Annotated in this window: 15 protein-coding genes; 6 read left to right on the forward strand and 9 right to left on the reverse strand. The window is 65.1% G+C overall.

Going from position 1 to position 8,874, the window contains the following annotated elements:
* Positions 1 to 150: 150 nt before the first annotated feature.
* The 6 genes from DBR20_RS09200 to DBR20_RS09225 form a co-directional block, all read right to left on the reverse strand.
* A complete protein-coding gene (locus DBR20_RS09200) occupies positions 151 to 1,071 on the reverse strand; it encodes an MBL fold metallo-hydrolase (RefSeq protein WP_108265965.1) in 921 nt (306 codons plus the stop codon).
* 312 nt (positions 1,072 to 1,383) lie between these two features.
* Positions 1,384 to 2,448, reverse strand: a complete 1,065-nt coding sequence (locus DBR20_RS09205; RefSeq protein WP_108265966.1) for a prolyl oligopeptidase family serine peptidase — start codon at positions 2,446 to 2,448, stop codon at positions 1,384 to 1,386.
* Between the two features lie 77 nt (positions 2,449 to 2,525).
* The gene (locus tag DBR20_RS09210) at positions 2,526 to 2,825 is read right to left on the reverse strand and encodes a hypothetical protein (RefSeq protein ID WP_108265967.1); all 300 of its coding nucleotides are present in this window, start codon (positions 2,823 to 2,825) and stop codon (positions 2,526 to 2,528) included.
* Complete coding sequence (locus DBR20_RS09215) at positions 2,813 to 3,028, reverse strand: hypothetical protein (RefSeq protein WP_108265975.1); 216 nt, start codon at positions 3,026 to 3,028, stop codon at positions 2,813 to 2,815. Before DBR20_RS09215 ends, DBR20_RS09210 begins: the two co-directional genes overlap by 13 nt.
* Before the next feature lie 43 nt (positions 3,029 to 3,071).
* Positions 3,072 to 3,329 carry a hypothetical protein gene (locus DBR20_RS09220; RefSeq protein WP_223496722.1) on the reverse strand — a complete coding sequence of 86 codons (258 nt, stop codon included), beginning with the start codon at positions 3,327 to 3,329 and terminating at the stop codon, positions 3,072 to 3,074.
* A 97-nt stretch (positions 3,330 to 3,426) separates the two neighbouring features.
* Entirely contained in the window at positions 3,427 to 3,723 is a 297-nt protein-coding gene (locus DBR20_RS09225) for a hypothetical protein (RefSeq protein WP_146186979.1), read from the reverse strand.
* Between the two features lie 101 nt (positions 3,724 to 3,824).
* On the opposite strand from DBR20_RS09225, the gene DBR20_RS09230 reads away from it, so the two are divergent.
* Positions 3,825 to 4,127, forward strand: a complete 303-nt coding sequence (locus DBR20_RS09230; RefSeq protein ID WP_108265969.1) for a hypothetical protein — start codon at positions 3,825 to 3,827, stop codon at positions 4,125 to 4,127.
* 17 nt (positions 4,128 to 4,144) lie between these two features.
* On the opposite strand, the gene DBR20_RS09235 is transcribed toward DBR20_RS09230, so the two are convergent.
* The gene (locus DBR20_RS09235; protein WP_080149919.1) at positions 4,145 to 4,465 is read right to left on the reverse strand and encodes a hypothetical protein; all 321 of its coding nucleotides are present in this window, start codon (positions 4,463 to 4,465) and stop codon (positions 4,145 to 4,147) included.
* A 195-nt stretch (positions 4,466 to 4,660) separates the two neighbouring features.
* Between DBR20_RS09235 and DBR20_RS09240 the strand changes: the two genes are divergently transcribed.
* Complete coding sequence (locus DBR20_RS09240) at positions 4,661 to 5,302, forward strand: glutathione S-transferase family protein (RefSeq protein ID WP_108265976.1); 642 nt, start codon at positions 4,661 to 4,663, stop codon at positions 5,300 to 5,302.
* A gap of 119 nt (positions 5,303 to 5,421) precedes the next feature.
* On the opposite strand, the gene DBR20_RS09245 is transcribed toward DBR20_RS09240, so the two are convergent.
* The gene (locus tag DBR20_RS09245) at positions 5,422 to 5,748 is read right to left on the reverse strand and encodes a nuclear transport factor 2 family protein (RefSeq protein ID WP_108265970.1); all 327 of its coding nucleotides are present in this window, start codon (positions 5,746 to 5,748) and stop codon (positions 5,422 to 5,424) included.
* An 87-nt stretch (positions 5,749 to 5,835) separates the two neighbouring features.
* Here DBR20_RS09245 and DBR20_RS09250 point away from each other — a divergent pair, with 87 nt between their 5' ends.
* Positions 5,836 to 6,180, forward strand: a complete 345-nt coding sequence (locus DBR20_RS09250) for a winged helix-turn-helix transcriptional regulator (RefSeq protein WP_108265971.1) — start codon at positions 5,836 to 5,838, stop codon at positions 6,178 to 6,180.
* Positions 6,181 to 6,309: 129 nt separating this feature from the next.
* A complete protein-coding gene (locus DBR20_RS09255) occupies positions 6,310 to 6,630 on the forward strand; it encodes a hypothetical protein (RefSeq protein WP_025879041.1) in 321 nt (106 codons plus the stop codon).
* An 18-nt stretch (positions 6,631 to 6,648) separates the two neighbouring features.
* On the opposite strand, the gene DBR20_RS09260 is transcribed toward DBR20_RS09255, so the two are convergent.
* Positions 6,649 to 7,374 (reverse strand): hypothetical protein, encoded by a 726-nt coding sequence (locus DBR20_RS09260; protein ID WP_146186980.1) that lies wholly within the window; start codon positions 7,372 to 7,374, stop codon positions 6,649 to 6,651.
* A gap of 102 nt (positions 7,375 to 7,476) precedes the next feature.
* Here DBR20_RS09260 and DBR20_RS09265 point away from each other — a divergent pair, with 102 nt between their 5' ends.
* Together DBR20_RS09265 and DBR20_RS09270 are read left to right on the forward strand one after the other, a co-directional pair.
* Positions 7,477 to 8,175 carry a DUF4386 domain-containing protein gene (locus DBR20_RS09265; protein ID WP_108265973.1) on the forward strand — a complete coding sequence of 233 codons (699 nt, stop codon included), beginning with the start codon at positions 7,477 to 7,479 and terminating at the stop codon, positions 8,173 to 8,175.
* Positions 8,176 to 8,198: 23 nt separating this feature from the next.
* The gene (locus tag DBR20_RS09270; protein WP_108265974.1) at positions 8,199 to 8,606 is read left to right on the forward strand and encodes a DUF6326 family protein; all 408 of its coding nucleotides are present in this window, start codon (positions 8,199 to 8,201) and stop codon (positions 8,604 to 8,606) included.
* Positions 8,607 to 8,874: the final 268 nt, after the last annotated feature.

An 8,874-nucleotide genomic window follows, 5' to 3' on the forward strand; every position in this document is an offset into this window, starting at 1 on the left:
CCCGCCTGCATCGACAGGGCCAGGGCAGTTGCAGCGAGGGTGCGGGTAACGGTGTTCATGGTGGACCTCCAGCGGATGGGTGGGTTTCGACAGGGGCTACTTTGCGCCCCTGCCCGGGACCATTGGTGACGTGAAGTCCAGAAAACTTGATCAGAAATCCCAGAACACCGGCACCCAGCGGAACGCCTCGCCGTCGCGGGACACCCGGCCCACCGACGGGAACGGCAGGTGCGTGGCCACCAGCATCTCGCCGGTGCCGGCCAGCGCATTGAGCAGTGCGATGCGCACCCGCGCCGCTTCCTCCGGGTCGTGCTCGAAACCGTTGTGCCAGTTCGGTTGATCGAATCCGACGGCGAACACGGCATCGCCAGCAAAGGTCAGCGCCTGGCCCCCCGAGGCAACGCGCACCACGCAGTGGCCCGGCGTGTGGCCGCCGGTGCGGCGCGCGACTACGCCCGGTGCGATCTCATTCTCATCCTCGAAGGTGTGCACGAAACTGCCGTACTCGGCCCAGAAATGCGTGGCCGTTGCGCGAAGCGCGTCCGGGAACCCCTGCGGCATGTTGGTGCGGGTGAAGTCGGGCGACTTCCAGAACGCCACTTCCGACGCCGCGACATGGATCTTCAGATCCGGCCGCAGCTGTGCTTTCACTCCGTCCACCAGCAGGCCACCGATGTGGTCCATGTGCATGTGGGTGATCACCACATCGGTGATCTCGCGCAGGTCGATACCGGCAGCGCCGAGGCGACGGATCAGCTGGCCGGCGCGCGGCAGCTGCAGGTCCGGGTCCATGCCCAGGCCGGCGTCGATCAAGATGGTGCGCTCACCGCTGTGCACCACCATCACGTTCAACGCCCAGTCGAACGCATCCTGTGGTAGGTACATCTCGTCGAACCATTCGGCGCGCTCGGACGCCTGCACGTTGTGGCCGAGCATCTGCGTCGGCAGCGGCAGCACGCCGTCGCTGACCACCAGCACATCGATATCACCGACTTTCAGGGCGTAACGCGAGGGAACAAGCTCGTCGAGCGCGGGCGCGGCAGGGGCAATGGTGTTTTCCAGGCTGAACATGAGGCGATCTCCACGAAGGTTGGCTGGCAGGCAGTGAAGCAGGGCCGGCGGACAGTTCCGGGGTACGCCTTCGCACGGCGCAGGGCATGGCGTTGCCGGGCAGCAATGCCCTGCAGCACAGCGCCGCTGGTTCGATTGAAGACGGGATCCACGAGCTGTCGTGGCCCCGGAGCACGGCAAGGGCCGTGTGGGATCAGCGTAGGCAACGCAGGCAGCGCGCAGTAGGCCCGCAGGCGGGCTCGCGGCGTTGCCTTTTGGGAAGCAGTGGGCGACGTGGTTCCCGCCCACCGCCTGCCACCCGGTGGGCTTCGCTCAGCCGCCCTTGTCCATCAGCCAGCGGATGGCCTGTGGGAACGAGGTCTTCCAGTCGTCCGGGTAGAAATGGCCACCCTCATGGGTACGCGACCGGAGCTCGTTGCCATCGCTGAAAAGGGCGCGGAAATCCGCGCTCATCTTCTGGTTCGCCGGCCCTTCCTGCTCGCCGTTGATGACGAACACCCGCTTGCCGTGCGCGCTGCTCTGCGTGGGCACCGGCTGGCGCCAGCCACCCGGCGACACCAGCAATGCACCGGCATAGTCATCCGGATGCTGCGCCAGCAGCGCGCCGGCATGCTGCGAGCCCTGCGAGAAACCCATCAGGTAGACCTGCTTGCGGTCGATGCACTGGCGCGCGGCCAGTTGCTCCAGCCCCGCCTGCACCACCTTGTGCGTGCCCTCATACGGGCCGGTCCAGCTGAAGCTGTCGAACGACTCGCGCATCTCCGTACCGTTGATGCCCAGCAACACCACACCAGCATCGGCCAGCGGCTGCTCGCTGCTGTCCAGGTGGCCGTTGATGCCGTAGCCGTGCAGCCACACCAGCACCGGCGCACAGGCCGGCATCGCAACACCCTTCGAAGGGGGCAGCACCGAGATGGCGCCTACTTTGCCGACCGATACCTTCGCGTAGCGTGCCTGCGTATTGGCCAGCACCTGCTTGAAGAACGGCGTTCCGCGCAGGTGCTCGAAGTCATCGTTGTCGGCCAGCGCGGGCGCGAACCACATGCCACGCTCATCGGCTTGGCGCAGATAGCGCTCGGCCAGCGCATCGTCACCGCGGCGTGCGAACAATGCCGCTGCGTGGTACGGCGCCTGCGCCAACGTGGGGTCTTCGCGGGTTGCGGCCAGATAGAGCGCCAGCGACTGCAGCAGCGTGGCGTCGTCTTCCTCGGCCCGCTCCATCAGGTCCTGCGCATCGTCGGCATTGATCAGGGCATTCAGCACCGGGCTGATCGACTTGAACGCGATGGTCGAGGCGCTGTCCTGTTCCTCGGCCTGTGCGGTTGGCGCGCAGACAGCGAGCGTCAGGAAAACAGCAAGAGCAGAAAGCTTCTGCATGGGGAATCTTCCGTGATTGCGGCAACGCGCGGGGCGCGCAGTCTAGCAATCTCCGGGCCGGTCAGATCACCCTGCGCTCAACCGTAGGCAGGATGGCTGCCGGTAAGTACGCCCATCGAGAACGCGTAGCCCGCTTCTTCCAGCAACAGCCGCATGCGCAGTTCCGCCCGGCGCGGAACGCACAGCCCGCTCGGTGCGTACAGCGCATAGACGAAGCCGGCGCCTTCCACGTGCTCGCGGCGGACCGAACAGTTGTTGGTTTCTGCGGCATCGGACCACACGGCCCGCAGCTTCTCCGGGCCGATGGATTGACCGTTGCGCAGGCGGAACGTCAGCCAGCGCACGCCCAGCGGGGGATGGTAGGTCAGGCTAGCCATTGCGCACCTTCAATACGGCGGCGGAGATGGTTCAGGACGTCAGGTTGCAGATCAGGATGCTCGTTGCGCGCGGACGCCGGCAGATCGATGCGGACAGCGCCGTTGACCAGCGCGGGGGGATCGGTGTGCAGGTCGATCCACCATCCATCGGGAAGGAGAAGCCCGCGTCCATCCCTGTCATAGAGGTTGATCTGAAAAGACATGACGCTCGCTCCCATTGGAGTTCGAGCATACGCCTGCGCGATGTCACTCCAGACTGCGACCCGCCGACGCGGTTTCCTCGACCCGCTTGGCGCACACGAAAACGAACGCCTCGTCCTGTTGCACCTTCAGGAACGAATCCAGCCAGCGTGCCGCAGCACCGCGGTTGCCGATCACGCCCCCGAGTTCTTCGGTAAGGCAACGCGCGCACTCCATGCCACCCGGACTGGGGGCCTGGCAGGCGCGGCAGCGCGCCATCGTCGTCGTTCTTGCCGGACGGCACTGGTACATGATCTTCGTCATCAGGCTTACCGCACGGGCATGGGATGGCATCAGCGCTCTTCCCGAACGTTGGACAGACGAAAGCCGCGCAACGCGCGGCCTCTTCTTCGCTTACTGCTCAGCGACGGCTGTCACGGCCCGGCTCGCTCTTCTGTTCCTGCCCGGACTTCTGCGGGCCGACGGGCTTTGCATCCTGCTGGACCTGCTGCTCCTGCTGGCGCTGCTTGCCGTCCTGCTTGCGGTCGCCGCCCATTGCGTTGTCATCAGCCTGGCCGTGCTGGGCGGCCTGCTTGATTCCGGTCGGGGCGTTGGTGCGGTCGGTCTGGCCTTGCGGCGTATTGTTGTTCATGTCGTGCTCCACCGCAGCGATCTGCTGCAGCGCCACTGTGGGTGTGGGCCGGTTACGCAGCTGCATGAAAGCCGGAGATTAATGAACGGGCACCATGAACAGCGCTGCGCGCACACAGGCTCCTGACATGCACAGGTGTACGTTGGCGTTCCAACAGGAGAAGTCTCATGGAACGCATCACCAACAAGGACTTCGTTGACGTCGAACGCGAGCTGCAGCATTGGCAGGCCGCGTTCCAGACGGGCGATCTGCCCGCCATCAACTTCCGCCACGAGGTCGCACCGGTCATCCGCCTGGCGTGCGACATCTATGTCCGCAACCCACATGGCACGCGCACGGCGTGGCTCACCGATCTGCAGTCACGGCTTGCGCTGCGCACCAGCCTGCGCGGCCACCCGGGGTCGACGGAAATGGCGATGGGCTGCTGGGCGCGCCTGTCCGGCCCGGCATTGGCCCCGCAGGCGGGCTGACACCGGCTGCGGGCAGATCACTCCTCGCCCGCGAGCTGGTTGCCTTCCTGCATCAGCTGATCATTCAACCGGTTCACCAGCGCGATGACCGCATCGGCCAACGCACGCGCATCGGCGATGGAGCCATGGAAGGCAATGCGGGTGCCCTCCACCCTCACTTCCGCCAATGAAAGCTGCGACGCCAACGTCGCGCAGTGCTGCAGGAAGCGGCCGGTCCACTGTTCATCGGGCGCCTGATCGAGCAGCGCAGTGATGGCTTCATCGGCAGTCGCATCGACCTGCTGGTGAAGACGTGGCACGTCGAACCCAACGATGCGCGGCAGTCTGGACGTGCTCACGTACTTCCCCAAGGGTGTGCAGGACGGCAGTATCGCTGCACCGTCCCTCCCGGGCGAATCGTCCGACGTGAACCGTTCATCCGGGCCGGCGATGTCGGGCCCTCGGTCAGCGGAGGCGTGTCGATTCCCGAGCCGTCCGGGCGTCGAGAGAAGAAAGGCCGGCCAACGTGGCAGCCAACGCCGATGGACATCCTGATGACGCCGATCCTGACCGCATTCAAGCATTCCCCGGACCGTGGCCAGGGGCTGGCCCGCGACATGCGCGTGCGCTGGGCGCTGGAAGAGCTGGGAGTGGCCTACGACGTCCATCTGCTCACCTTCGAGGAGATGAAGCAGCCGGCGCACCTGGCGCGGCATCCGTTCGGTCAGATCCCCACCTATGAGGATGGCAACGTAGTGCTGTTTGAATCAGGCGCGATCCTGCTGCACCTGGCCGAGCAGCACCCCGGGTTGCTGCCCGCCGATACGGGTGCGCGCATGCGCGCGATCACCTGGATGTTCGCCGCGCTGAATACCGTGGAGCCGCCGATCGTCGAACGCTCCATGGCGTGGGTGCTGGAACGCGAACAGCCCTGGTACGCGCAACGGCTGGTGATGCTGGACGAGCGCGTGCGCAGGCGGCTGAGCCAGCTGTCCGCCCGGCTGGGCGATGCACCGTGGCTGGACGGAGACTTCAGCGCCGGCGATCTGCTGATGGTGTCGGTGCTGCTGCGGCTGCAGAGCAGCGGCATCGTCGGCGAGTATCCAGGCCTTGCTGCCTACGTTGACCGCGCGACCGCGCGGCCCGCCTACCAGCGCGCCTTCGCCGCGCAGCTGGCGGTGTTCCAGAACCTGTAGCTCCCCCCGCTCCCAGTAGCTCCACGCCATGCGTGGAGTTCGCCATCCATTGGTACTGCTACGCGTCAATCGGCAGCCATCCGCGTGCCACCCGATCTCCGGAAGCAACCGCCACTGGATCAGTGGATGTCCAGCGCGACGATGCCATCCCCTTGCAGGGTGAACGCGTGTGTCAGCACCACCGGGCTGCCCGGGAACGTGCCGCTGACCTGTGCAGATACGATGTGGCGACCGTCCTGCACGTGCAGCTGCAGGGGGACCACGTGTTGCTGGTAGGCCGCACGCGTCTGCGCCACCCAGGCGGCAATCGCCGTGTGTCCCTGATGTCGCTGGCGCTCATCGCCCACCGTCGCGTCTGCGGCAAAGCACTGCTCTACGTGCGTTCCGGGCTCGCCATTGGCCAGCAGGAAATAGCGGGACAACGGCGCGGGAAGTTCAATCGACATCGCAGGCACTCCAGGCGGGACTGGCGCTATTCTCGAACCGCACCCTGGCCGCCACAAGAACGCACCTGAAGGTAAGTGACTCACCCCATGAGAAAGGCCTATACCCCTGAGACCGCCGCCGCGGACGTGGCCAGTGCACTCGCACTGCTGGAAGGCCGCTGGAAGCTGTTGATCCTTTTCCACCTGTTCGACGGCAAGGTGCAGCGCTATTCCGACCTGGAGCGGCTCATCCCCGGCATCTCGCAGAAGATGCTGGCGCAGCAGCTGCGTGCGCTGGAAGCCGACGGCATCGTACTGCGCACGGTGTATCCGCAGGTTCCACCGAAAGTGGAGTATCGACTGAGTGCGTGGGGGCAGGCACTGTGCCCGGCACTGGACGCGCTGCTGCTGTGGCAGGAGCAGAAACCAGCGGCAGACGAGCCATCGGCATGACCATTTTCCGCGCAGCCACCATGCTGCTGCGAATGGTGAACACCCCGTAAAACGACCATCACACGTGCCGCCACGCGCACTGCATCATCACCTACGCTCAGGTTCCGCCCCCCCGCCCGGAACCGGATCATGCCCTTGATTGCCATCGCGCTTGCCTCAGCACTGTCCGCCCTGCCCGACATCGGCTGGGAGCGCGAGCGGGCCGAAGATGCCCACCAGCTCATGCTGTGCCAAATCCACCGCGACCAGTTGGCCGATCGCGGGGAGAAGTCGCAGACCTACCAGCAGGCCAAGGCCGTCTGTGATCTGCTTGCCCGAGAGTACAAGCAGAACTGGGATTTCGACGCCCACGATGCGCTGGCGGCGGAGGCAGTGGATTTCTTCGACCTCCTGCAGCGCGGTGAGGCCACGGCGGTGCCACCGCGCAAGTCCGATCACGCTCTCGAGTGATCGCCGCCCTGTTGAAGATCAGAGGATGACGGCAGCAAACAGGCCGACAACCCCGATCGTCGTCAGCAGGAACGAGACCATTACCGAGCCGAGCGCACGCAGCGCTGATCCTCCATTCAAGGCCACGAAGGCCCGCATGCGGGCCCACAGGTACCACGCCACCGCCAGCGCGCCGATGGCTGGCGCGGTGAACGGACCGGCCTGCGCCGGGGACGCGGCTGCCGCCTGCGCCAGCGCGAGTGCCACCACGAAGGGGCATGCGATGAACGCCTGGATGGAGAAGGGCTCGCGCAGCGTCTCGCGGTTCACGGGCAGCCGCTGGCGCCGAAGCGTGCCCAGTGCCGCGCCGAGCGCGTACACGCAGAACACCGCAGAGCGGGTGAGCAGCAGCCCCTGCTCGCTGCTGAAAAGCAGCTGCCCCATCGGCGTACTGAGTCGGGGCGAGGACATGCGCATCGCCATTTCCAGCGCATGGGCGATGGCCACCGACAGGATCAGCATAAGCACCGGGCTGATCGCATCGGAAAACCTGTGCTCCAGATCCTTGCCGAGCTCGCGGCGGGCGTAGAGCGCAACCTCACCGGGGTGAATCAGTACCCGCCAGAACATCCGCGGATAGAACACCAGCCAGCCGACCAGCTCGTAGAGGAATTCTTCCAGCGATCGCAGCAGTCGTATGAGGTCCATGACCGCTGTGGATAGCGTGCGGGGCGTGAAGCCGGGATCACGGGCGGGGCGCGGCACCTGCGATGCCAGCTGTCCCCCTGACTTCTGGCAGTCACCGCCGGCCGATGCTTCTCGTAGCGTGCGGGCTGCCCACCTTCTGGGCCTGTGCGGGTACCGGACATGGCAACGGAACGTGCAATCAGCCGCGGCGCGGGTGCGGTGTACCTGCTGGTGGTGGTCACCGGCATCTTCAGTCTGGGCTATGTACCAGGGCAGCTGCGCGTGGCGGGAGACCCGCAGGCGATGTTGGGCAACCTGGTGGCCCACCAGCAGCTGTTCCAGTGGGGCGTTGCCGCCTTCCTGATCGAACAGGTCGCCTTCCTGCTGCTGCCCCTGATCCTGTTCCGTCTGCTGCAGCACGTGCATCGCGCCGCAGCGGTGGCGATGGTTGCATTTGCCGTCACTGCGGTGCCCATCGCGCTTGTTGCTGCCAGCCATCGGCTGGATGCACTGGCGGTGCTGACCGATACCCGTTTCAGCGCACTGGTTGCCCCTGAGGTGCGCAATGCGATGGCGCTGCAGTCACTGCAGTCCTGGAGCAACGGCATCCACATCGCTTCATTGTTCTGGGGTCTGTGGCTGCTGCCGTTCGGCTGGCTGGTCTTCAAATCCGGCGTGCTGCCGAAGGTCTTTGGCGTGCTGTTGATGCTGGGCTGCCTGGGGTATGCGGCCAACGTGTTCGGCGAACTGCTGATACCCGGCTATGCCGAAATGGCCTTCTCCAACTACGCGACCGCGCCCGCATCGCTGGGCGAGATCGGCATCTGTCTGTGGCTGCTTGTGGTCGGTGTGCGTGCACGCGTGCGCGCGACAATCTGACGCTCCTATCCGAGGATTTCCCGATGGCATCCGGCGCACTGCACGACATCCGTATCCATGTCCGCTTCAAGCTATCCGCGCTGTGGGCGGCACTGATGTTCTGCTACATCTACGGCGACTATTTCGGCCTTTACGTGCCAGGCAAATTGCAGGGCATGATCAACGGCGCGGGCCCGGTCGGTCCGGTCAATGAGGGCACGCTGGTTGCCACGGCATTGATGCTGGCCATCCCCGGCCTGATGGTGGCGGTATCCCTGCTTGCGCCCGCCCGACTGACCCGATGGTTGAACATCCTGTTTGGGCTGTTCTACACCGCGATCATGGTGCTGACCATGCCCGGCGCCTGGTGGTTCTACATCACGCTGGGGGCTATTGAAATCGTGGTTTCGCTGTCGATCTGCGTCGTGGCCTGGCGCTGGCCTAGGGTGTGACGCAACGGAGGGTCATTGCGCGATCAATGTGGCCCACCAGCACTCACATTGCCCGCATATGCCATTGATTCATAAAGATATCAAGGATCATCTCCTCGGGGTTTGACTCACATTTTGACTCACTTTAATTAGGCCTGTGAGTTGCCTTCGAACCCAGAACCAATGGATTAATTGACTGCTTTTCTACACGTCCGTCCAGTGCCCCGACGGTCCCGCAATGGCCACAGCCGTATCGCCCATCATCAGCCTGGCGCATGCCAGATGCGTC

Source organism: Stenotrophomonas sp. HMWF023, assembly GCF_003060985.1.
GTDB lineage: Bacteria > Pseudomonadota > Gammaproteobacteria > Xanthomonadales > Xanthomonadaceae > Stenotrophomonas > Stenotrophomonas lactitubi.

Coding starts and splice junctions, on each gene's coding strand:
- DBR20_RS09210 (WP_108265967.1), bottom strand. CDS start 2,825: ATGGCTAGCCTGACCTACCATCCCCCGCTGGGCGTGCGCTGGCTGACG.
- DBR20_RS09250 (WP_108265971.1), top strand. CDS start 5,836: ATGAGAAAGGCCTATACCCCTGAGACCGCCGCCGCGGACGTGGCCAGT.
- DBR20_RS09220 (WP_223496722.1), bottom strand. CDS start 3,329: ATGACGAAGATCATGTACCAGTGCCGTCCGGCAAGAACGACGACGATG.
- DBR20_RS09225 (WP_146186979.1), bottom strand. CDS start 3,723: ATGCAGCTGCGTAACCGGCCCACACCCACAGTGGCGCTGCAGCAGATC.
- DBR20_RS09230 (WP_108265969.1), top strand. CDS start 3,825: ATGGAACGCATCACCAACAAGGACTTCGTTGACGTCGAACGCGAGCTG.
- DBR20_RS09205 (WP_108265966.1), bottom strand. CDS start 2,448: ATGCAGAAGCTTTCTGCTCTTGCTGTTTTCCTGACGCTCGCTGTCTGC.
- DBR20_RS09245 (WP_108265970.1), bottom strand. CDS start 5,748: ATGTCGATTGAACTTCCCGCGCCGTTGTCCCGCTATTTCCTGCTGGCC.
- DBR20_RS09200 (WP_108265965.1), bottom strand. CDS start 1,071: ATGTTCAGCCTGGAAAACACCATTGCCCCTGCCGCGCCCGCGCTCGAC.
- DBR20_RS09265 (WP_108265973.1), top strand. CDS start 7,477: ATGGCAACGGAACGTGCAATCAGCCGCGGCGCGGGTGCGGTGTACCTG.
- DBR20_RS09240 (WP_108265976.1), top strand. CDS start 4,661: ATGACGCCGATCCTGACCGCATTCAAGCATTCCCCGGACCGTGGCCAG.
- DBR20_RS09215 (WP_108265975.1), bottom strand. CDS start 3,028: ATGTCTTTTCAGATCAACCTCTATGACAGGGATGGACGCGGGCTTCTC.
- DBR20_RS09255 (WP_025879041.1), top strand. CDS start 6,310: ATGCCCTTGATTGCCATCGCGCTTGCCTCAGCACTGTCCGCCCTGCCC.
- DBR20_RS09270 (WP_108265974.1), top strand. CDS start 8,199: ATGGCATCCGGCGCACTGCACGACATCCGTATCCATGTCCGCTTCAAG.